This is a genomic window from Pseudomonas matsuisoli (assembly GCF_014647635.1).
Taxonomy (GTDB): domain Bacteria; phylum Pseudomonadota; class Gammaproteobacteria; order Pseudomonadales; family Pseudomonadaceae; genus Pseudomonas_P; species Pseudomonas_P matsuisoli.
Genome location: NZ_BMPO01000003.1, coordinates 367,709 through 389,656, shown reverse-complemented (window position 1 = coordinate 389,656; position 21,948 = coordinate 367,709). Strand labels below are relative to the sequence as shown.

General features: G+C 58.5%; 20 protein-coding genes and 3 tRNA genes. 13 read left to right on the top strand and 10 right to left on the bottom strand.

The window, feature by feature from the left end; translation table 11 throughout:
- Nucleotides 1-45 precede the first annotated feature (45 nt).
- From astB to IEY47_RS08075, 9 genes are all read left to right on the top strand, one after another.
- The gene (gene astB / locus IEY47_RS08115; RefSeq protein ID WP_188982701.1) at nucleotides 46-1,392 is read left to right on the top strand and encodes an N-succinylarginine dihydrolase; all 1,347 of its coding nucleotides are present in this window, start codon (nucleotides 46-48) and stop codon (nucleotides 1,390-1,392) included.
- 48 nt (nucleotides 1,393-1,440) lie between these two features.
- Entirely contained in the window at nucleotides 1,441-1,722 is a 282-nt protein-coding gene (locus tag IEY47_RS08110; protein ID WP_188982700.1) for a topoisomerase II, read from the top strand.
- 42 nt (nucleotides 1,723-1,764) lie between these two features.
- Nucleotides 1,765-2,763: a low-specificity L-threonine aldolase gene (ltaE, locus tag IEY47_RS08105; RefSeq protein WP_188982699.1), complete on the top strand. Its 999-nt coding sequence runs from the start codon at nucleotides 1,765-1,767 to the stop codon at nucleotides 2,761-2,763.
- A gap of 330 nt (nucleotides 2,764-3,093) precedes the next feature.
- On the top strand, nucleotides 3,094-5,718 hold the full coding sequence (alaS, locus tag IEY47_RS08100; RefSeq protein ID WP_188982698.1) for an alanine--tRNA ligase: 2,625 nt from the start codon (nucleotides 3,094-3,096) through the stop codon (nucleotides 5,716-5,718).
- A 90-nt stretch (nucleotides 5,719-5,808) separates the two neighbouring features.
- On the top strand, nucleotides 5,809-7,047 hold the full coding sequence (locus tag IEY47_RS08095; protein ID WP_188982697.1) for an aspartate kinase: 1,239 nt from the start codon (nucleotides 5,809-5,811) through the stop codon (nucleotides 7,045-7,047).
- A gap of 166 nt (nucleotides 7,048-7,213) precedes the next feature.
- The gene (gene csrA, locus IEY47_RS08090; RefSeq protein WP_188982696.1) at nucleotides 7,214-7,399 is read left to right on the top strand and encodes a carbon storage regulator CsrA; all 186 of its coding nucleotides are present in this window, start codon (nucleotides 7,214-7,216) and stop codon (nucleotides 7,397-7,399) included.
- 60 nt (nucleotides 7,400-7,459) lie between these two features.
- A tRNA-Ser gene (locus tag IEY47_RS08085) sits at nucleotides 7,460-7,550 on the top strand.
- Between the two features lie 110 nt (nucleotides 7,551-7,660).
- Nucleotides 7,661-7,737, top strand: a tRNA-Arg gene (locus IEY47_RS08080).
- Nucleotides 7,738-7,799: 62 nt separating this feature from the next.
- Nucleotides 7,800-7,876, top strand: a tRNA-Arg gene (locus IEY47_RS08075).
- A gap of 32 nt (nucleotides 7,877-7,908) precedes the next feature.
- Here IEY47_RS08075 and IEY47_RS08070 read toward each other — a convergent pair.
- A complete protein-coding gene (locus tag IEY47_RS08070) occupies nucleotides 7,909-8,382 on the bottom strand; it encodes a DUF4124 domain-containing protein (protein ID WP_188982695.1) in 474 nt (157 codons plus the stop codon).
- A 301-nt stretch (nucleotides 8,383-8,683) separates the two neighbouring features.
- Here IEY47_RS08070 and mgtE point away from each other — a divergent pair, with 301 nt between their 5' ends.
- Nucleotides 8,684-10,126: a magnesium transporter gene (gene mgtE / locus IEY47_RS08065; protein ID WP_188982694.1), complete on the top strand. Its 1,443-nt coding sequence runs from the start codon at nucleotides 8,684-8,686 to the stop codon at nucleotides 10,124-10,126.
- 134 nt (nucleotides 10,127-10,260) lie between these two features.
- Here the strand turns inward: mgtE and IEY47_RS08060 are convergent, their stop codons facing one another.
- Nucleotides 10,261-10,590 (bottom strand): Arc family DNA-binding protein, encoded by a 330-nt coding sequence (locus IEY47_RS08060; protein ID WP_188982693.1) that lies wholly within the window; start codon nucleotides 10,588-10,590, stop codon nucleotides 10,261-10,263.
- 327 nt (nucleotides 10,591-10,917) lie between these two features.
- Between IEY47_RS08060 and phnN the strand changes: the two genes are divergently transcribed.
- Nucleotides 10,918-11,487 (top strand): phosphonate metabolism protein/1,5-bisphosphokinase (PRPP-forming) PhnN, encoded by a 570-nt coding sequence (phnN, locus tag IEY47_RS08055; protein WP_188982692.1) that lies wholly within the window; start codon nucleotides 10,918-10,920, stop codon nucleotides 11,485-11,487.
- Nucleotides 11,488-11,504: 17 nt separating this feature from the next.
- On the opposite strand, the gene gcvT is transcribed toward phnN, so the two are convergent.
- Nucleotides 11,505-12,626 (bottom strand): glycine cleavage system aminomethyltransferase GcvT, encoded by a 1,122-nt coding sequence (gene gcvT / locus IEY47_RS08050; RefSeq protein ID WP_188982691.1) that lies wholly within the window; start codon nucleotides 12,624-12,626, stop codon nucleotides 11,505-11,507.
- Nucleotides 12,627-12,842: 216 nt separating this feature from the next.
- Nucleotides 12,843-15,689 carry an aminomethyl-transferring glycine dehydrogenase gene (gcvP, locus tag IEY47_RS08045; protein WP_188982690.1) on the bottom strand — a complete coding sequence of 949 codons (2,847 nt, stop codon included), beginning with the start codon at nucleotides 15,687-15,689 and terminating at the stop codon, nucleotides 12,843-12,845.
- A 373-nt stretch (nucleotides 15,690-16,062) separates the two neighbouring features.
- On the opposite strand from gcvP, the gene pyrF reads away from it, so the two are divergent.
- A complete protein-coding gene (gene pyrF / locus IEY47_RS08040; protein WP_188982689.1) occupies nucleotides 16,063-16,761 on the top strand; it encodes an orotidine-5'-phosphate decarboxylase in 699 nt (232 codons plus the stop codon).
- Here pyrF and IEY47_RS08035 read toward each other — a convergent pair.
- Together IEY47_RS08035 and IEY47_RS08030 are read right to left on the bottom strand one after the other, a co-directional pair.
- Nucleotides 16,758-17,948, bottom strand: coding sequence for a benzoate/H(+) symporter BenE family transporter (locus IEY47_RS08035; RefSeq protein WP_188982688.1), 1,191 nt, complete (start codon nucleotides 17,946-17,948; stop codon nucleotides 16,758-16,760). The two genes, pyrF and IEY47_RS08035, sit on opposite strands and share 4 nt — an antisense overlap.
- Nucleotides 17,945-18,562, bottom strand: coding sequence for a LysE family translocator (locus tag IEY47_RS08030; protein WP_188982687.1), 618 nt, complete (start codon nucleotides 18,560-18,562; stop codon nucleotides 17,945-17,947). The genes IEY47_RS08035 and IEY47_RS08030 overlap by 4 nt, the downstream gene beginning before the upstream one ends.
- Before the next feature lie 158 nt (nucleotides 18,563-18,720).
- Here IEY47_RS08030 and IEY47_RS08025 point away from each other — a divergent pair, with 158 nt between their 5' ends.
- Nucleotides 18,721-19,326, top strand: a complete 606-nt coding sequence (locus IEY47_RS08025; protein WP_188982686.1) for a glutathione S-transferase family protein — start codon at nucleotides 18,721-18,723, stop codon at nucleotides 19,324-19,326.
- Nucleotides 19,327-19,368: 42 nt separating this feature from the next.
- Here the strand turns inward: IEY47_RS08025 and folE are convergent, their stop codons facing one another.
- The 4 genes from folE to IEY47_RS08005 all read right to left on the bottom strand — a co-directional run bounded on the left by folE (nucleotide 19,369) and on the right by IEY47_RS08005 (nucleotide 21,749).
- The gene (gene folE / locus IEY47_RS08020; RefSeq protein WP_188982685.1) at nucleotides 19,369-19,914 is read right to left on the bottom strand and encodes a GTP cyclohydrolase I FolE; all 546 of its coding nucleotides are present in this window, start codon (nucleotides 19,912-19,914) and stop codon (nucleotides 19,369-19,371) included.
- A 79-nt stretch (nucleotides 19,915-19,993) separates the two neighbouring features.
- Nucleotides 19,994-20,551 carry a Smr/MutS family protein gene (locus IEY47_RS08015; protein ID WP_188982684.1) on the bottom strand — a complete coding sequence of 186 codons (558 nt, stop codon included), beginning with the start codon at nucleotides 20,549-20,551 and terminating at the stop codon, nucleotides 19,994-19,996.
- An 80-nt stretch (nucleotides 20,552-20,631) separates the two neighbouring features.
- Complete coding sequence (locus IEY47_RS08010; RefSeq protein ID WP_188982683.1) at nucleotides 20,632-20,937, bottom strand: hypothetical protein; 306 nt, start codon at nucleotides 20,935-20,937, stop codon at nucleotides 20,632-20,634.
- A 215-nt stretch (nucleotides 20,938-21,152) separates the two neighbouring features.
- Complete coding sequence (locus IEY47_RS08005) at nucleotides 21,153-21,749, bottom strand: cysteine hydrolase family protein (protein ID WP_188982682.1); 597 nt, start codon at nucleotides 21,747-21,749, stop codon at nucleotides 21,153-21,155.
- Nucleotides 21,750-21,948: the final 199 nt, after the last annotated feature.

Sequence of the window (21,948 nt, the reverse complement as noted above, 5' to 3'; positions counted from 1 at the left end):
ATACCTGGAAGTGGTCGAGCACCTAGCCGCGGTGGCCCTCTCGCGATGAGCGCTTACGAAGTGAATTTCGACGGATTGGTCGGGCCGACCCACAACTACGGCGGGCTTTCGCTGGGGAACGTCGCGTCGCAAAGCAATGGCCAAGTAGCGTCGAACCCACGCGAAGCGGCGAAACAAGGCCTGGCGAAGATGAAAGCGCTGATGGACCGGGGGTTTTGCCAGGGTGTCATTCCGCCGCAGGAGCGTCCGGATATCCGCGCGTTGAAGGGTTTGGGGTTTTCTGGCAGCGATGCCCAGGTGCTCGACAGTGCTGCGCGTACGTCGATGCCGCTACTCGTGGCGTGTAGTTCCGCGTCAAGCATGTGGACGGCAAATGCCTGCACGGTCAGTCCCAGCGCTGATACCCGTGATGGACGGGTGCATTTCACGGTCGCCAACCTGAACAGCAAATTCCACCGTTCCATTGAGCCGCCGGCGACCAGCGCCTTACTGAAGGCGATGTTTCCCGACGAACGCTACTTTGCCCACCACGGCGCCTTGCCTGCGGTGCCGCACTTCGGCGACGAGGGGGCGGCGAATCATAGCCGCCTGCATGCCGGGGTAGGGTCGCGCGGAATCGAGTTTTTTGTCTTTGGCAAAAGCGCGTTCGATACCCGCTATCGGCAGCCAGCACTGTATCCAGCGCGGCAGACGTTGGAAGCATCGCGTGCTGTCATGCGCTTGCATGGGCTGGATCCGCGCTATGTCGTGTTCGCCCAGCAAAATCCGGACGTCGTCGACCATGGGGTCTTTCACAATGATGTGATTGCAGTGGCCAATGGTGAGGTGCTGTTCTTCCACGAGGACGCGTATATCGCGCCGGAACGCGTGCTGGACGAACTGGCGGAGAAGCTGAGACATGTGGGCGGCACACTGCGCCCGATCATGGTCAGGCGTAGTGACGTTTGCATCGACGACGCGGTCCAGTCTTATCTGTTCAACAGCCAATTGCTCACGCACGCGGACGGCACCATGCTGTTGGTCGTGCCCGAAGAGTGCCGGCAGAACACTGCGGTATGGCGCTATCTTCAAAAACTGGCGCAGTCGGGAGGGCCGATCCGCGAACTCTTGGTGCTCGACCTCAAGCAAAGCATGCGCAATGGTGGCGGGCCCGCGTGTTTGCGACTACGCGTCGAATTGACCGATGTAGAGCGACAGGCGGTGAATTCGGGGGTGCTGCTGACCCCCACACTGCATGAGCGGTTGCTTCGCTGGGTCGACACGCATTATCGCGATCGACTGGTCGATACCGACTTGGCCGATCCCTCGTTGCTCGATGAATGCCGCACGGCCCTGGATGAACTTACCGGACTGCTGGGGCTGGGTTGTCCATACCCCTTTCAACAAGGCTGAAGCGTCGATGCAGGCTTCAGTCCATCTCTCACGATAGGAATGACTGACATGAGTACACCGCTACGCTTGATTCTCGAAGACACCGATGGCACTCAGCTGGAAACCTCGTGCACCCGTCTTGCCGTGGTGTGGCAGGGCAAGGAAGTTTGGATTCAGCCAGTAGGCGATCAGTTGCTCATCGGCGTGGACGTGGAGGAGGGTGACACCGAGTACGCGAATCTGCTGTTGAGGCCGCAGGCCACTAATTTGGTGGGGCTACAGCTCGAGATGGAACCGATGGAGACCGAAACGGAAGACGGCCACGTTCACGGCCCTGATTGCCAGCATTGATCGAAGTGCACGCATCCCGTTTTCTCTGATCCAGGAGCGCAAATGTCTTACATTGATTTACGCAGCGATACCGTAACGCGCCCTACGCCTGGGATGCTGGACGCTATGACGCGTGCCGAGGTGGGCGACGACGTCTATGGGGAAGACCCGACCGTTGCTCGTCTCGAAGCCAAGCTCGCCGATCTGCTCGGCTTGCAAGCTGGACTCTTCGTCCCGACCGGCACGATGAGCAACTTGCTGGGGTTGATGGCGCATTGCGAACGCGGTGACGAATACATCGTCGGTCAGCAATCGCATACGTACAAGTATGAAGGCGGCGGCGCGGCGGTGCTGGGCTCCATTCAGCCCCAGCCCGTGGAAATGGAAGCGGACGGCTCGCTGGACCTGGCGCGCGTCGAGGCGGCGATCAAACCTCACGATTTCCATTTCGCGCGTACTCGCTTGTTGGCACTCGAGAACACGATGCATGGGAAAGTGTTGCCGCTGGATTACCTGGCTTCCGCACGCGCATTCACATCGGCCCGTGGGCTTGGTCTGCACCTCGATGGCGCGCGCCTGTTTAACGCCGTAGTGAAGTTGGGCGTAACGCCATACGAGATCACGCGGCACTTCGATTCCGTGTCCGTGTGCCTCTCGAAAGGGCTTGGCGCGCCAATTGGCTCCGTTCTATGCGGAAGCGAAGCGTTCATCGACAATGCGCGGCGCTGGCGAAAAGTGGTCGGCGGCGGCATGCGTCAGGCGGGTATTCTCGCCGCCGCAGGAATCTACGCGCTCGACCATCACGTGCACCGGCTTGCCGACGACCATGCATTGGCGAAGCGTCTGGGCGATGGCTTGCGCGACCTTGGGTACGCGGTAGAGCCGGTGCAGACCAATATGGTCTATTTGCAGGTCGGCGAGTGTGCCGAGGCGTTGCGTGATGCTGCAGCCAAGCAGGGCATCACAGTGTCGGCTGCTGCCCGCATGCGCCTGGTCACGCACCTGGACATCGACGGGGCCGATGTCGAGCGTGTACTCGCGTTTTTCGCGTCCCAACGCTGAACGCTCTACAGTGTACCTACGCGGCGGTATGTGGCAGGCGCATGTCAGCCGCTTGCTGCGTACCGCCTGCACGCTCTATCGTAGGACCTGTTTCATCGCTTTATGAGGCTGGAAACCAGTAGCCTCGGATCGCAGTGAAGAAGCGTATGGGCCCATATGGCGTTCATGCGCTGTCAATACGCTTCCTGACGAGCCGCTTGACGCCGTTCGGCCCAAATGCGTCGGTCGCGAGCAGGTTCGTAGAAACCCCTGTTTCCGCGGCGTCAGCCCGATATAATGCCGGCCCTCCGCCGGCTTTGCCGTCGCCGCCGTTTTGCCTGGAATATCCGAATGAAAAGCGCAGAAATCCGCGAAGCCTTCCTCAGCTTCTTCGAAGAGAAGGGGCATACACGTGTCGCCTCCAGTTCGCTGATCCCGGCGAACGATCCGACGCTTCTTTTCACCAATGCCGGTATGAACCAGTTCAAGGACTGTTTCCTCGGGCATGAAAAGCGTGCCTATACCCGAGCTGCATCGAGCCAGAAATGCGTTCGCGCCGGCGGCAAGCACAACGATCTTGAGAACGTGGGCTATACAGCCCGCCATCACACCTTCTTTGAAATGCTGGGCAATTTCAGCTTTGGCGATTATTTCAAACGCGACGCTATCAGCTACGCGTGGGAGTTTCTGACGTCCGAGAAATGGCTGGGACTGCCTAAGGACAAGCTATGGGTGACCGTCTACGCCAGCGACGATGAGGCCTACGACCTGTGGACCAAGGAGATCGGCATTCCCGCCGAGCGGATGGTTCGAATCGGCGACAATAAGGGCGCACCTTACGCTTCGGACAATTTCTGGACGATGGGCGATACCGGTCCCTGCGGCCCGTGTACCGAAATCTTCTACGACCATGGTGCTGATATCTGGGGTGGCCCGCCTGGCTCCCCGGAAGAAGATGGCGATCGCTACATCGAGATCTGGAACAACGTCTTCATGCAGTTCAACCGCACGGCTGACGGGGTGCTGCATCCACTCCCTGCGCCGAGTGTGGATACCGGCATGGGGTTGGAGCGTATTTCCGCGGTGCTACAGCATGTGCACTCGAACTACGAGATCGATCTGTTTCAGAAGCTGTTGAAGGCTTCGGCGGATGCGATCGGTTGCGCAAATGATGAAAACCCATCGTTGAAAGTGGTCGCGGATCACATTCGCTCCTGCAGTTTCCTGATCGCGGACGGTGTACTGCCGTCGAACGAAGGCCGCGGTTATGTACTGCGCCGCATCGTCCGACGCGCCTGCCGACACGGTAACAAGCTGGGTGCGCAGGGTGCGTTCTTCTACCGCATCGTCGCGGCGCTGGCTGCTGAGATGGGCGAGGCGTTTCCCGAGCTCAAGCAACAACAGGCGCAGATCGAGCGCGTGCTGAAAACGGAAGAAGAGCAGTTCGCCAAGACGCTGGATCAGGGCCTGAAGATTCTGGAGCAGGATCTCGCGGATCTGTCCGGTACGGTCATCCCCGGCGGCGTCGTATTCAAGCTCTACGACACCTTCGGATTCCCCGTTGATCTCACCAACGATATCGCGCGCGAGCGCGGGTTGACGCTGGATGAAGAAGGTTTCGAACGTGAGATGGATGCGCAGCGTGAGCGTGCTCGCTCCGCCAGCGCGTTCGGGATGGACTACAACGCCGTCGTGCAGGTGGAGGGCGAGACGCGCTTTTTGGGCTACGACGCCACCAGTGGAAGTGGTCGAATCATTGCGTTGTTCAAGCAGGGCGTTTCGGTCGAAGCCTTGCAAGAAGGCGAAGAGGGCGTGGTTGTCCTCGATCAGACGCCGTTCTATGCCGAATCCGGTGGCCAGGTAGGCGACTGGGGTTTCCTGGAAGCCCCCGGCGTTCGCTTCGATGTCCGTGATACCACCAAGGTTCGTGGGGCGTTCCTTCACCATGGTGTCGTAGACAAGGGTGGATTGAGCGTCGGCTCCGACGTGAGGGCCGAGGTCGACAACAGTGTTCGTCAGAATACGGCGCTCAATCACTCCGCGACGCACTTGTTGCATGCTGCGCTACGGCAGGTCCTGGGTGACCACGTGCAGCAAAAGGGCTCGTTGGTCGACAGTCAGCGTCTGCGCTTCGACTTCAGTCATTTCGAAGCGATCAAAGCTGAGCAGTTGAAGACGATCGAAGACATCGTCAACACCGAAGTGCGCAAGAATACGCCGGTCGAAATCGAGGAAACCGACATCGAGACCGCGAAGCAGAAGGGCGCAATGGCGCTTTTTGGTGAAAAGTACGGCGAGCGCGTGCGTGTGTTGACCATGGGGGCGGGCTTTTCGGTGGAGTTGTGCGGGGGCACTCATGTCTCTCGTACGGGTGACATCGGCCTGTTCAAGATCATCAGCGAAAGCGGCACGGCTTCGGGTATCCGTCGCGTGGAAGCGATCACAGGGGCCGCGGCGTTGGCGTATCTGAATGGTGCGGAAGAGCAGCTTAAGGAAGTGGCGTCGCTGGTCAAAGGCAGTCGTGAAAACGTCCTGGATAAGGTCGGTTCGCTGGTCGAGCGTAACCGTCTACTGGAAAAGGAAATGCAGCAGCTCAAGGCCAAGGCGGCGAGCAGTGCGGGCGACGACCTTGCCGGCTCGGCGGTGGATGTCGGCGGCGTGAAGGTGCTCGCGCAGCGGTTGGATGGACTGGACGGCGATGCTCTGCTAGCGCTGGTGGATCAGCTTAAGAATAAGCTGGGTTCTGCAGTGATTCTCTTGGGAGGCGCGATCGATGGGAAGGTCACGTTGATTGCAGGTGTCACGCAGGACCTGACGGCAACGCTCAAGGCTGGCGATTTGATGAAACAGGCCGCCGCCGCCGTGGGCGGTAAAGGCGGCGGTCGTCCAGATATGGCGCGCGGGGGTGGCAGCGATGTCGGGTCCCTCGATGCGGCATTGGCATTGGCTGTGCCTTTCGTCCAAGGGTCGAAGTAGGCATCGATATAGGCAGGCCCTGACCGCGTCCGGCGGGGCCTATTCGGGTTAGGAAGCGGGCGCTTTGACGGGATTAGGCGGTTTTTTCAGATGGCATTGATCGTACAAAAATTCGGGGGCACTTCCGTCGGCACGGTTGAGCGGATTCAGCAGGTCGCCGAGAAGGTGAAGAAGTTTCGTGAGAACGGTGACGATATCGTGGTCGTCGTGTCCGCCATGAGTGGCGAAACCAACCGTCTTATCGACCTGGCCAAGCAGATCACCGATAACCAGCCCGTGGCACGTGAGCTCGACGTCATGATTTCCACCGGCGAGCAGGTCACCATCGCGTTGCTGGCAATGGCGCTCATCAAGCGTGGTGTGGAAGCCGTTTCCTATACCGGTAACCAGGTCCGCATCCTGACTGACAACGCGCATACGAAGGCGCGCATCCTGCAGATCGATGACACGCGTATCCGCGCCGATCTTGCTGCCGGCAAAGTCGTGGTCGTTGCGGGCTTTCAAGGTGTCGATGAGCAAGGCAACATCACCACGCTGGGGCGTGGCGGATCGGACACGACGGGCGTTGCCTTGGCGGCCGCGCTGAAAGCCGACGAGTGCCAGATCTATACCGATGTAGACGGTGTTTACACGACGGACCCACGCGTAGTGCCGCGGGCGCAGCGCCTTGAGAAAATCACGTTCGAAGAAATGCTCGAAATGGCGAGCCTTGGCTCGAAGGTGCTGCAAATTCGTTCCGTAGAATTCGCGGGTAAATACAACGTTCCGTTGCGCGTTTTACATAGTTTTCAAGAGGGGCCAGGTACCCTCATAACACTTGATGAAGAGGAATCCATGGAACAGCCGATCATTTCCGGCATTGCATTCAACCGCGATGAGGCAAAGCTGACCATCCGTGGTGTGCCGGATGTTCCGGGTATCGCGTTTAAGATTCTGGGGCCGGTGAGCGGAGCCAATATCGAAGTGGATATGATCGTGCAGAATGTAGCGCACGATAACACCACCGATTTCACCTTTACGGTTCATCGCAACGACTACCAGAACGCGCTGCAGGTGTTGGAGAAGACGGCTAGCGAGCTTGGCGCTCGTGAAGTGATCGGTGACACAAATATCGCAAAGGTATCGATCGTTGGCGTTGGCATGCGGTCACATGCGGGCGTCGCGAGCCGGATGTTCGAAGCACTTGCGAAGGAGACGATCAACATCCAGATGATATCGACCTCTGAGATCAAGGTATCTGTCGTGATCGAGGAGAAGTATCTGGAACTCGCCGTAAGAGCGTTACACACGGCTTTTGAACTCGATGCGCCGGCAAAGCGTACCGAGTAGATAACAAGGAGGCGCGCCAACGGCGCGCCTTTTATCATCTTTGACCTGAGTCGAGGAACTTTGGCTTCTTTGACACAGGTCAATATTCTGGTGGGACCACCGCTGATTTTCGGGTGTTCCGACTTTTTGCAGACTGTCCTGATAGTTACATCCGAAGGAGAAAGGAATGCTGATTCTGACTCGCCGGGTCGGAGAGACCCTAATGGTGGGCGATGACGTCACCGTCACCGTGTTGGGCGTGAAAGGCAACCAGGTTCGTATCGGTGTTAACGCACCGAAAGAAGTGGCTGTGCACCGCGAAGAGATCTACCAACGTATCCAGAAAGAGAAGGTCGACGAACCAAGCCACTAATTTTCCTTAATTTTTGGCTTTGCAAGCGGGGTAAAACATGAGTATCATGCGCCCCGTTGCGGAGAGGTGGCCGAGTGGCCGAAGGCGCTCCCCTGCTAAGGGAGTACATCTCAAAAGGGTGTCGGGGGTTCGAATCCCCCCCTCTCCGCCATTGCATTACTAGGGTTTGATCGCTCGCATTTCGATGCGAGACGCTTTGAGAAAAAAGCTCCAACGAGCCACTTGCACAAGCGAACTTAATCCCTATAATGCGCAGCCCACGCACTCATAGCTCAGCTGGATAGAGTACCCGGCTACGAACCGGGCGGTCGGAGGTTCGAATCCTCCTGAGTGCGCCATATAAGGCATGCAGCAATGCGGCCTCATCCTTCAAGCTTCTTGAACGGTGTTTGAAGGCTACGCACTCGTAGCTCAGCTGGATAGAGTACCCGGCTACGAACCGGGCGGTCGGAGGTTCGAATCCTCCCGAGTGCGCCATATATGAAAAAGCCCGCTTTTAGCGGGCTTTTTCATTTCAGAACGCAATTGTTCTCGTCGAACGTGACCTGCCATTTATTACCCTGCCTATCTTGATAGTCATACCGTGTTTTACCGTTGCGTGCGGTGATTCGGTTGGGTCGGCCGAGCATGCTTTCAATGTCCCTTTGCGTCATTCCGGCGCGAATGTCTTTTCTGATGAGCGCTTCTCGCCGTTCGCGGCCTGTGACCGTGTTGCCGCAGCCGTCATCCCGGCCGCCAACGACAGTCAATGTGTTGATTGCTGAGATGTCGTGCGAGGCAGCAGGCGGCATAAGTGGCCCCTGATAGCCACCAGGGCTCGGATTGTGCGCGGTGATCGTTGATACGCCCGCGGAAGATGAGCATCCATGTGTCGTGAAGGTCGCATGACCATTCGAATCGACGCATCGGTAAATCGCTGTGGCGTGAGTGGGCGCGCTCAGGATTGCTGCGCAGCAACAGGCAAGTGGAATCAAAACGTTCATCTAACGTCCTCCTTGACGTCATGGAAGCGTACCTAACTTGCTATACAAAGATACGCTTGGATGGCCATTTTGCGTGCGGGTGCGCACCGTGGTCCCATTTAAGCAACTCTTCGCAACTGATTGGTTTCTCATCAATATTTTATGCGGTGGCCTCGCAGCTGTGTATCATGTCGCCCGTCAGTCCCGCCGGGACTTGTGGACCCTTCCATGGACTTACCCAGTAGTTACTCAACTCTTTTCTTTCAGCGATCATTTATCGATTGAGCCCTGATGGCATACCGCTGCTGGGGCGGAGCTTGCCATGACCGAAGTACAAGCCAAGAAGCCGCAGGAAAGTCTGCAGGACCGCCTCGCACAGGTAGTCGATCTCCTTAACCGTCATCATCTCGTCGAAGAACTCGCTCATCGCCAGGAAGGGCCGAATCAGGCGCGGGTCGAGAATCTGGTTCACCGCCAGAACCTCGTAAAGCTACAGCGTCGCCTCGACGAACTGCATCCGGCAGACATCGCGTACATTCTCGAAGCACTGCCGCTCGACGACCGTCTGATGGTCTGGCAGCTGGTCAAAGCGGATCGCGACGGTGAAATCCTGCTGGAAGTATCGGATGCCGTGCGTGAGACGCTTCTAGCGGACATGGACGACCACGAGATCCTTGCAGCAGCCAAGGAGCTCGATGCGGATGAGCTGGCGGATCTTGCAGCCGAGCTGCCTCGGGACGTCGTTCATGAGCTCATGGAAAGTCTCGACGCGCAGCAGCGTGAGCGCGTTCGTTCGGTGCTTTCGTATGAAGACGACCGAGTCGGTGCGCTCATGGACTTCGAGATGGTAACCATCCGTGAGGATGTCGCGCTCGAAGTCGTACTGCGCTATTTGCGTCGTCTTAAGGAGCTGCCGGGCCATACCGACAAGCTATTCGTGGTCGATTACGATGGGGTGCTCAAGGGTGTCCTGCCGATCAAGCGGCTACTCGTCAACGATCCCGAAAAGCAGGTTGCCGAGGTCATGGCAGCCGACCCGGTCAGCTTTCATCCCGATGGTGATGCTTACGAGGCCGCGCAAGCGTTCGAGCGGTACGACCTCGTTTCATCTCCGGTGGTCGACAAGAACGGGAAGTTGATCGGGCGTCTGACGATCGATCAGATGGTCGACCTGATTCGTGAGGAGGGTGAAGCCGAAGTTCTCAACATGGCAGGTCTTCGCGAGGAGGAAGATATCTTCGCCTCGGTCTGGAAGTCGGTTGGCAACCGCTGGGCGTGGCTGGCGGTGAACCTTGTGACGGCTTTCCTGGCTTCCCGGGTTATTGGGCTTTTCGAAGACTCCATTGAAAAGCTGGTCGCGCTGGCAGCGCTCATGCCTATCGTGGCGGGCATTGGTGGAAACTCCGGTAATCAGACCATCACGATGATCGTGCGAGCAATGGCGCTCGATCAGGTCAATACCGCCAACACCTCCAGGCTTCTGCGTAAAGAGCTCGGTGTGTCCCTCGTCAATGGGGTGGTCTGGGGAGGGGTTATCGGTGCTGTCGCCTATCTGCTCTATGGCAGCTGGTCATTGGGCGTGGTGATGACAGTCGCAATGACCTTGAATCTATTGCTTGCGGCCCTGATGGGGGTGCTGATCCCAATGACGCTGGTGAAGATGGGTCGCGATCCGGCCATGGGGGCGAGCGTTATGATCACCGCCATGACCGATAGCGGTGGCTTCTTTATCTTCCTGGGCCTTGCGTCCTTGTTCTTGCTGTAAGGCGTTTAAGGGCGACCTTGGCGACAGTAGTCGTGCAGGTCGCCACTGCCTAATTCCTAGCGATTCGCACTTCGTCATGCGGAATCAAAAAGACCGGCAAATGCCGGTCTTTTTGATTGAACAGGATGTCGCGATCAGGCGTCTTCGTTAGCCGCCATCTCGACGTCGTGCGCGATTAGAGAAACAAGAGCATTTTGCTGGCGACGGGACAGCTGACGGAAGCGCTGAAGCAGTTCACGCTCATGTAGGCTCAGCTCGGGGCTGTCCATGCGCATGCTGGGTTCGTCACCGATGGCGCCCTCTTGAATGAGGCTCTGCTCGAGGCGCGCGATGATTTCTGAGTTCATGCTGCGGTGATGGTTGCGCGCTACGTCAGCGATTCGTTCGCGCATGCCTTCCGGTAGCCGAACAACGAATTTGTCAGCCGTACGGCTGGAGTAGATAGCCTGCTTCATAGGGCGCATACATATACCAGTTAGTCTGTGGGAATGATGCTGGCATTCCGCTATATAGGAAAATTGTCCCTGTTCGACCTGTGCAAAAGAGAAACGTTCCCCTGACCAGCATCTTGTACCTAATCCAGGCATCTGAATTTTGACGCCAAAATATGGGCGAATTGTGCCGTGTGTGAAGGCTATTGGCCAGTTCTATTTGGCATTTGCGCCCAAGCCGGGGCTACTTTTTCACCAGCGGTTACGCGCCGCTTTCCGCGGAAAAAAATAGGCGTATGATCGCCACCTTCTATACGAGCAAATATCTCGGTGTGTTCATCACCGGTTCTGGAAGGTTCAATGACGGGAAAACTGATTTACCTGATGGGGCCGTCTGGCTCAGGTAAGGACAGTTTGCTGCGAGCCGCGCGTGAGCAGCTCGAAAGCATGAATTGCCGAATCGCACAGCGCGTCATAACGCGGTCCGCCGAAGCTACCGGGGAAGATGCTGTCGCCGTCACGCCGGTAGAGTTCGAAGAAATGCGCGAGCGCGGAGCGTTTGCGCTTCACTGGCGTGCGAACGGCCTGGGCTATGGGATACCGAGCGAGATAAACGCGTGGCTGGAATCGGGCCAGCATGTCCTCGTTAATGGTTCCCGCGAATTCCTGCCGAAGGCCTTGGAGCTGTACCCAGGGCTCGAGGCGGTACTGCTATCTGTGAATTCCGGCGTTCTAAGCCGCCGCCTTTTGGCGCGAGGACGCGAGTCGCTCGGTGAGATCGAAGCACGCATGGCCCGTAATTCGACATTTCGTCACGCTGAACACGGCACGCAGCGTGCTCTACAACTGGACAATTCCGGAACGCTCGACGAGTCGGTCAAAGCATTCGTTTCCCTGGTTGGCGACGCCATAGGCTCCAGCGAGGGCTGAAGCCTTCGGCTGGACGCTTATCCTCGGTAGTAGCGCTGCGGCACGAATGGCGTCTTCGTAACGCGCATCAGCACCTGCTTGCCCCTCACCATCGCCCATACCTCGCGACCAATCTCTGCGTTCGCGCCATCGATATAGCCCATGGCGACAGGCGCATTGAGCGTCGGGCCAAACCCGCCGCTGCAAACACGACCTACCACTTCACCGCTGGCGTCGACAATTTCTGCGCCTTCTCGCACCGGTATGCGTTCCTGCGGCAAAAGGCCGACGCGTTTGCGCCCTACGCCATCGCGCTGTTGCGCAAATACGCGGGCTGCGCCAGGAAATCCGCCCGCTCGGCTGCCGCCATCGCGACGTGCTTTAGATATCGCCCAGAGTAAGCTTGCTTCGACCGGCGTGATGTCGATGTCCATGTCGTGCCCGTACAGACACAAGCCCGCTTCGAGTCGCAGCGAGTCGCGGGCGCCCAGCCCAATCGGCTCCACTTCCGTTTCTGCAAGCAGGCTGCGCGCGAGCGTTTCCGCATGCCCGTTGGGCACCGAGATCTCGAAGCCATCTTCGCCGGTGTAGCCCGAGCGGCTGACAAAACACTCCGCACCCAGCAGGCGGACCGCCCTGAACTGCATGAAAGTCATCGCGCGCACTTCTGGTGCCAGCCTTGCCAGCACATCAGCGGCTTTTGGGCCCTGTAAGGCAAGCAGAGCGCGCGAGTCAAATAGGCTTTCAATTTCACAGCGATCGGCAAGATGCCGCGCCAGATGTGCGAGGTCCTGCTCCTTGCACGCTGCGTTCACCACGAGAAAATAGATTCCATCCCCGAGGTTGGCGATCATCAAGTCATCGAGAATGCCGCCTTGTTCATTGGTGAACATCGCGTAGCGCTGCATACCGACCGGTAAATCGACGATGTCGACTGGAACCAGAGACTCCAACGCGAGCGAGGCATCGGCACCGCGTACGATGATTTGGCCCATGTGAGACACATCGAACAGACCTGCGCTCGCACGTGTATGCAGGTGTTCCTTGAGCACGCCCAGCGGGTATTGGACGGGCATTTCGTAACCCGCGAACGGCACCATCCGGGCGCCGAGTTCGAGATGAAGATCGTGAAGCGGGGTCTTGGCAAGAGGGACGGTCATTAAACTTCCTTTGCTTAAGCTGAGAAGCGCCGTGCAGTGCGGCGCGTTGTTCAGGATCGGCGAGCAGAGCGCTTAGAACCTGTTCACAATCTGCTGCGCGTCGGCTAAACGGCGTTGAAAACGGCTTCGGCATGCTCATTTACAACACGTAAACTGCGCTGCCTCAGCCGTTTTCGCCACCGTTTATCTCTAGTTCGCGAGATCGTGAACAGGTTCTTAGGCGTCCTGATAGGCCTCGATAGACGGGCAGGCGCAGACCAGATTGCGGTCGCCGTACACGTTGTCCACTCTTCCCACGGGTGGCCAGTACTTGCCGTCGACCAGAGAACGAACCGGATAAACCGCCTGCTCGCGGCTATAAGGGTGCGTCCATTCGCCCACCAGTTCGGCCGCAGTGTGAGGTGCATTCTTCAGCGGATTGTCTTGCGGGTCTGATTCGCCACGCTCGAGGGTGCGAATCTCTTCTCGGATAGCGATCATGGCTTCGCAGAAGCGATCCAGTTCCTCCAAGGACTCACTTTCCGTAGGCTCGATCATCAGCGTGCCGGGAACCGGGAACGACATCGTGGGGGCGTGGAAACCGAAGTCGATCAGGCGCTTGGCTACATCATCCACCGTGACCCCACTGCTGTCTTTCAAAGGACGAAGATCAAGGATGCATTCGTGAGCGACCAGGCCGTTGCTGCCGGTATAGAGCACGGGATAATGCTCTTCTAGCCGGCGGGCAATGTAGTTGGCACCGAGAATGGCCATCTGTGATGCACGGGTAAGGCCGTCGCCTCCCATCATCTTCATGTACATCCAAGAAATAGGCAGGATGCTGGCGCTGCCAAATGGCGCAGCGCTTACCGGGCCCGCCTTGTGCTCCCAATGGCCGTGACCGGGTAGGAACGGCGCCAGGTGCGACTTCACACCGATCGGCCCTACGCCCGGACCACCGCCCCCGTGCGGAATGCAGAATGTCTTATGCAGGTTGAGGTGCGATACGTCGCCACCGAATTTACCTGGCGCGCAGAGTCCCACCATGGCGTTCATGTTCGCCCCATCGATATACACCTGCCCGCCGTTGTCGTGAACGATCTGGCAGATTTCCCGGATGCCTTCTTCGAACACGCCGTGGGTGGATGGGTAGGTGATCATCAGCGCAGCGAGACGGTCTTTGTGCTCGACGGCCTTCGCGCGCAAATCCTCGATGTCGACGTTGCCGCGGCTATCGCATGCCGTCACGACCACGCGCATGCCGACCATGCTTGCCGTGGCGGGGTTGGTGCCATGGGCTGAAGAAGGGATCAGGCAGATGTCCCGCTGCTCATCGCCGCGGCTCAGGTGATAAGCACGAATGGCCAAAAGGCCTGCGTACTCACCTTGCGAGCCCGCGTTTGGCTGGAGAGAAACGGCGTCGTAGCCGGTCGCCGCACAGAGCATTTCTTCCAGCTCGTGGGTGAGCTGCTGGTAACCCTGGGCTTGCTCCGCTGGCGCGAACGGGTGCAGGTTGCCGAATTCCGACCAGGTGATCGGGATCATCTCGCTGGCTGCGTTGAGCTTCATCGTGCATGAGCCCAGGGGGATCATGGTGCGATCGAGGGCGAGGTCCTTGTCGGCGAGTTTGCGCAAATAACGCATCAATTCGGTTTCCGAGTGATGCTTATTGAAAACGTCATGCTGCAGGATCGCCGACTGGCGAAGCGACGCCTCCGGTAGCGCCCAGCTGTCGGAGGCCCCTTCGAGTTCGGGTGCTGATTTGGTGCCGGCAAACAAGGAAAGGAGCTCGCTGACATCGTCCAACGTCGTACTTTCGTCCAGCGAAACACCGATGTGCGTCGTGTCGATGACACGCAGGTTAATGCCCCGGTCATGGGCCGTTGCGTGGAGGGGCGCCGCATCGGCCACCGCGACGGTGACGGTATCGAAGAACACTGTTTGCTCGACAGTGAGGCCCAATGTACGCAGTCCCTGCGCGAAGCTCGCGGTTAGTTTGTGAACCCGCGTGGCAATTCGCTTCAGGCCTTCGGGTCCGTGGTAAACGGCGTACATGCTGGCGATGTTGGCCAAGAGCACCTGTGCGGTGCAGATGTTGCTCGTCGCCTTCTCCCGGCGAATATGTTGTTCGCGCGTTTGCATTGCCAGACGCAGGGCAGGATTGCCATGGCGGTCGATGGATAAGCCGACCAGTCGGCCGGGCATGTCGCGTTTGAAGGTGTCCCGGGTGGCGAAGTAAGCCGCGTGGGGGCCGCCGAACCCGAGCGGTACGCCAAAGCGTTGGGCCGTGCCTATGGCGACATCCGCACCGAATTCACCGGGCGGCGTTAGCAACGTAAGCGCTAGCAGATCGGCGGCGACAGCGACGAGTGCGTTGGCCGAATGGAAGCGATCGATGACGGCCGTGTAGTCGAAGATGTCGCCGTCGGCCGCCGGGTACTGCAACAGTGCGCCGAAGAAAGGGCTCGCGTCCTCGATCTCGAATTCATCGCCCACGACGACTTCGATTCCCAAGGGCTCAGCACGTGTTTTCAGCACGTCGATCGTCTGCGGTAAACAGTGCTTCGACGCGAAAAAGCGCTCGCTGGATTTATTCTTCGACAGACGTTTGCAGAAGGTCATGGCTTCGGCGGCAGCGGTTGCCTCATCGAGCAATGACGCATTGGCGATAGGCAGGCCGGTCAGATCGATGACGAGCGTTTGAAAATTGAGCAGTGCTTCCAGGCGCCCCTGAGAGATCTCGGGCTGATAGGGTGTATACGCCGTATACCAAGCCGGGTTTTCCAGCAGGTTGCGCAATATCGGGGCGGGCGTCAGTGTGCCGTAGTAGCCCTGGCCGATATACGTCTTGAATTCCTGATTGCGCAGAGCAATGGCCTTGATCGCGGCGAGGGCCTCTGCTTCGCCCAATCCCTCGAACGCCGGAAGTACGCTGCTCCCTTTGATGCCCGATGGGATCACGCTGGCGGTGAGCGCACCCAGGCTATCGTAGCCCACTCGTTCCAACATAGTGCGCTCTTCCGCGGCACTGGGGCCGATATGGCGAGCGATAAATTCATTTCGGGTACTGAGTTCGTGCGACATTCAACGGATTCCTCGAGCGTTCACGGCATTCGATGCATCTTAGGCGGCCAGTTCCCGCAGGTCGGCGACAGCCGTCGGATGACGGTCGGAAAATGAAAGTCTGTAGCAATAGCGGTGCCACCGAGGTGAGCCCGCGGCGTGAGTACGATCCAGCGAGTCAATATGATTGGCAAGGCGGCTCACCCTGTAACGATTTGCTTACGCTTGACTCGATCGTTGCATCAGAGCGGCGGTGTTAAGCATTGCAAGCGGCGGAGAAGATACGTGTGTAACGAAAATATTACGGGTTTCGAATTCGTTACAGTCACGGGAGTGGTCTGCAGCCGCGCCAGTTTGCGACAATAGCCCGCGTTCTATCTTCGAGGCCTTGTGAATGTCGACTTGTCAAACACCCATCATCGTCGCTTTGGATTTCCCGTCACGTGAAGCGGCGTTGGCGATCGCGGATACACTCGATCCTGCGTATTGCCGAGTGAAAGTAGGCAAGGAGCTGTTCACCAGTTGCAGCGCGAGTGTCATTGAAGCGTTGCACAAGCGCGGTTTCGAAGTGTTCCTTGATCTCAAATTCCACGACATCCCAAATACGACGGCAATGGCGGTAAAAGCGGCAGCTGAAATGGGCGTGTGGATGGTCAACGTGCATTGCTCGGGCGGCTTCAGAATGATGTCCGCTTGCCGGGAGACGCTGGATGCGTTCAATGGGCCTAAGCCTTTGCTGATCGGTGTGACCGTGTTGACCAGTATGGAGCGCGAGGACCTTGCCGGTATCGGGTTGGATGTCGAACCGCAGGAACAAGTGTTGCGGCTCGCCGCCTTAGCGCATAAGGCCGGTATGGATGGCTTGGTCTGCTCGGCGCAAGAGGCCAAGGCGCTGAAAACAGTGCAGCCGCGTTTGCAGTTGGTCACGCCGGGCATTCGCCCTGCCGGCAGTGCGCAGGATGATCAGCGTCGAATCCTTACACCGCGTCAGGCGCTGGACGAAGGCTCGGACTACCTCGTCATCGGGCGACCGATCGCACGCGCGGAGGATCCCCATGCGGCGCTCATGAACGTGGTCGCTGAGTTGGGCTAAGCGCGCTTTGTGCGACCGTTTAATATGAGCAGCGTGGCCATTCCCGCGACGATTCCCCAAAACGCCGAGCCAATGCCGAACAGGCTCATCCCGGAGGCTGTGACCAGAAAGGTGATGAGTGCAGCTTCTCGCTCTTTGGATTCACTCATGGCCTGGGTTAGGCCGCCGATGATCGACGCAAACAGCGCCAGCGCGGCGATGGACAGGATAAGTGCGGTCGGCAGCGCGGCGAACAACGCCGCGAGCGTTGCGCCGAACATGCCGGCTATGCCATAGAAAGCGCCGCACCAAATGGCAGCCGTATAGCGTCGACGAGGATCGACATGGGCTTCCGGGCCTGCACATATGGCGGCGCTGATCGCTGCCATATGGATGCCGTGGGAGCCGAAAGGCGCCAGCAAAATCGACGTGATGCCCGTCACGTTGAGCAATGGCGAGGCGGGAACATCGTAGCCATTTGCACGCAGTACGGCCATGCCAGGGAGATTCTGTGAGGCCATTGCCACGATGAAGAGTGGTATCGCAATGCTTATCGCCGCTGAGAGCGAAAACGTGGGCGTGGTCCAGGTGGGCGTCGTCACGCGCAATTGGAAATGGCTGAAGTCAAAAAGGCCGAGCACCGCGCTGATGCCACATCCGGTCAGCAGCGCCGCGAGTACGGCGTAGCGGGGCAGAAGGCGCTTGCCCAGCAGGTAGGCTAGCAACATTGCGGTTACCAGAAGCGTCTGTTGCTCGGCGGCATTACAGATTTCCAGTCCTATTTTGAACAACACGCCCGCCAGCAGCGCCGCGGCTATGGAGCCAGGAATGCGCCGCATGATCGTATCGAAACTACGCGTGACCCCGCACAGTACGATCAACCCCGAGGCAAGCATGTACGCGCCGATCGCGTCACTGTAGGCGACGCTGGGTAGGCTGGTGATCAACAAGGCCGCACCTGGTGTGGACCACGCGATCATGATCGGGGCGCCGTAGCGCAGCGATAGGCCAATGCAGGTCAGTGCCATGCCGATGGAAAGCGCCCAGATCCACGATGACACCTGGGCATCGCTCAAACCCGCCGCTTGCCCGGCCTGGAACATCAGGACCAGTGAGCTCGTATAACCGGTCAGCATCGCGATGAAGCCGGCGATCACGGTCGAGAGCGAGCTGTCTGCGAGGACCCTGCGGTGATATCCCGACATCATGAGTGGGTCAGCCCCATTTCGCTCACGATAGGATAGAGCGATGCGACCAATAGCAAAGCCATGCCGATGTTGAAGGTCCGCCGCGCGCGTGGATGTTCCAGCCAATGCCGAAGCAGGCTACCCGTAATGGTCCAGAGGCCGATCGATGGTGCATTGACCAAGCCGAACACCAGGGCGATGAGCATCACGTTGAGGGTGAAGTTGCCCTGTGGGGTGTAAGTGGCAATTGCGCCGATGGCCATGACCCAGGCTTTCGGATTGACCCATTGAAAACCCGCGGCCTGCAAAAAGGTCAGCGGACGGGTGCCGCCCTGCCCATCGCCCGCAGGTGATGTGGCGTAGGCGATCTTCCAGGCCAGGTAAAGCAGGTAAGCCGCACCCACATAGCGGAGCACGAGATGCAGCACGGGCATCCGTTCGAAGACCTGACTCAGGCCTAACCCGACAACGGCCACCATGACCGTGAATCCGATACAAACGCCGGCCATATGCGGCATGCTGCGGCGCACGCCGAAGTTGACGCCGGACGCAAGAAGCATGAGGTTGTTTGGGCCTGGTGTGATCGAAGTAACGAAAGCGAAGGCAACGAAGGCAAACAGCAATTCCAGGCTCATGACACGAATCCTTATCCGGGCAGGCAAGCCTATCGGCAGTCCGAATATGCGTCGCGATACAGCCATCGTATGGCTTGACGGTACAGTTAATCGCTATTGAAAGGCGCTACCCATACAGTATGGGCAGCAGCAGGAACGAGTCGAAAGGAGGATATGCAATGAGGCTATACGGTGATGCGTCGTCGGGTAACTGCTACAAGGTTCAGCTGCTGCTAAGCCTTCTGGATCGTCCGTACGAGTGGGTACCTGTCGATATTCTCCATGGCGATACGCGGGCGGAATCCTTCCGAGCCAAGAATCCGAACGGTAAGATTCCGGTCTTGGAGCTCGACGACGGTCGAACGCTCTGGGAGTCGAATGCCATCCTAAATTTTCTCGCCAAGGGCACCGCGCTATTGCCGAGTGATCCGTGGCTGCACTCAAAAATTCTGCAATGGCAGTTCTTCGAGCAATACAGCCACGAGCCGTATATCGCCGTCGCGCGCTTCATCAATGTCTACTTGGGGATGCCGCCGGAACGACGCGACGAGTTCGAACAAAAGCGCGCGGGCGGCTACCGGGCGCTCGACGTGATGGAGCGACAACTCTCACAAACGCCTTATCTGGTCGGAGACACGTATTCGATTGCCGACATCAGCCTCTATGCCTACACACATGTGGCTGAGGAAGGAGGCTTCGAGCTCTCGGGGTATCCGGCGATTCAGGACTGGATGGCGCGCGTGGCGGATCAGCCCCGGCATGTGCCGATGCCATCGAGAGGTTGAGATCAGTAGGAGGGCGCGGCGATCGCCGCGCCTGGGAAGGTTTTAGCGTACGAGGCTCAGAAATTCGGTGCGGGTTGCCACGTTCTCGCGGAATTGCCCCAGCATGACCGATGTCACCATCGACGAATTTTGTTTCTCCACGCCACGCATCATCATGCACATGTGCTGCGCCTCGATGACTACGCCAACACCCGCAGCATCCGTGACTTCTTCGATCGCTTCGGCAATCTGACGCGTAAGGTTTTCCTGGATCTGCAGCCGACGGGCGAACATGTCGACGATGCGGGCGATTTTGGATAGGCCAAGCACCTTCCCGCTGGGCAGGTACGCGACGTGCGCCTTACCGATGAAAGGCAGCATGTGGTGTTCACAGAGCGAATAAAGCTCGATGTTCTTCACCAGCACCATTTCGCTGTTATCCGAGGAGAAGAGTGCGCCATTGGTCACTTCCTCGAGCGTCTGGTTGTAGCCTTTGCAAAGGTACTGCATGGCCTTGGCGGCGCGCTTGGGCGTATCGAGCAAGCCTTCGCGGGAAATGTCCTCACCAAGCTGGCCGAGGATCGCCGAATATTGCTGTTCCAGGGACATGGAATATCCTGAAGCGGTTCGAAAAAGGGGAACGCAGATTAGGCGCGCACCGCCCGGCTGGCAAGTGGTTTGGTCTGCGCTATTCGTCGCGGCCATCCATCATCTGGCGACGTAGCAATACGTAGACCGCCCCCGTACCTCCGTGCTTTGGCGCGCAAGAAGTGAATCCCAACACCTGCTGATGCTGGCGCAGCCACGTATTGACGTGGCTCTTGATCAATGGACGGCGGCCGTCCTTGCGCGCTGCCTTGCCATGCGTCACCCGTACGCAACGGACTTCCAGGCGGGCGGCCTCGTCGAAAAACTCCCACAAGTACTGACGGGCTTTTTCGACCGTCATCCCATGCAGGTCGATGCTGCCCTCGAAAGAAATCTGGCCTGCCTTGAGTTTGCGCATCTGCGCCTCTTGCACACCATCTCTTGCCCAATAGAGCGCGTCTTCCGCCGCCACGTCGATGACGAACTGATCAGACAGGCCGTCGACCTTGACTGTGGCAGGCAGAATCGCTGCGTGTTGGCGACGACTCGCAATCTGCTGGCGATCGTCACGTTGCTTGCCGGTGTCGGCGCGGTCGGTATGAATGCGCTTCACGCCGCGCATTTCATTCAGAAATACCGAGTTGTCATCGTCTTGCATAACAGCTCCATAAACGTGACGATCTGGCCCTGTGGGCAGCTGACGTCGTGGAGCGCGCAGTTTACCGAAGGGCAACGCTGTCAGTCGCGGCGTTTCATCAAGTGGGGCGAGAGGGCCAGACCGTCCGGCCTGCGGCGTCGGCGCCCGCGTCGCCACAACATTATGCCGATCGCCAACATGAACAGGCCCACGAGCAGCAGCGCAGCCGCGGCGTCCTCAGGGGTTTCCACCAGCGGTCTACCCAAAAGGGCAGCGGCGCCTACAAGCGCCAGTAGAGCGCCTGCGATATTCAGTACCAGCATTACCATCAAACCCAGGCGCGAGCGCCAGGGCGAATGCCCCCTCGTACGAAGACGACGGGCATCGAACCCTCCAGATAGCTTCATTCGACCTCCTTCGGTAACGGGAGTCGGCCTGGTACATACCAGCGCATCGGGGATTGACAGTTTGCTTGAAGCTCGCAACGTGAGCGCCGCAAGAAGAAGACGGGACTGCCGAGCGGCACTGGTAAATGCCTAGGCAGTCCGTTTGCCAGGAATTGTTGTTTTCGGCACCGTTCGTGTCGATGCCTGATCTTGTGGCCGCCGAGCCTTGGCTACGGTTAGAGCAAGGATTGCGCGTTGGGAACGACTACCGCGAAATTGTCGGCCAATGCCGACAGTACGACAAATTGCACCTGCGCTGCACTGAGCACTGAACCGTCGATGCCTGGAAGATCACGGGATGCGCACGCACTGGTCACGACCGTGCAGCGGTAGCCGTAGTCCTTGGCCGCGCGGACTGTCGTGCTCACGCTGGAATGGCTCATGAAACCACAGACAATGAGATCCAGATGGCCGAGCCCGAGTAGCCGCTCGTGGAGATCCGTATTGGCGAATGCATTGGGCAAGCGTTTTTCGACGATGACCTCTGCATCGGTTGGAGTGACTTCGGGCAGGAAGTTGCCGCGCGGTCCTTGGGGGTCGAACAGCCCGCCTGGGATGCCCAAGTGCTTGACGTGAACGACGGGAGTACCGTTGTCGCGCGCCGCCTGGAGCAGTGCGGCTATTTGCGCGACCGCTTCATCGAGGCCCGGAAGTGGTAGCGCGCCGCTGCGATACTCTTCCTGGGCGTCGATGATCAATAACGTAGCGTTCTTCAGGGTGGCCGCCGCGTAGCCGCGGCCGCTCAATTGAAAAAAGGTTTGCGGCTGACTCATTACAGCAGTCCTCACATTTTGCGTAGGGGCGATTGTGGCCTTATGGATCGCGGATGGGAACAGTTAATCCGTAACGGCCAATGGTTCACGAGCGCCTGAATCGTTTCGCCTGGCGTCGCTTTGCATTGCACTAAGGCGGCAAGCATTCACTCGGCATGACAAACCCTCTTTCGATGCAGCCCGTTGACCCAGATCAATG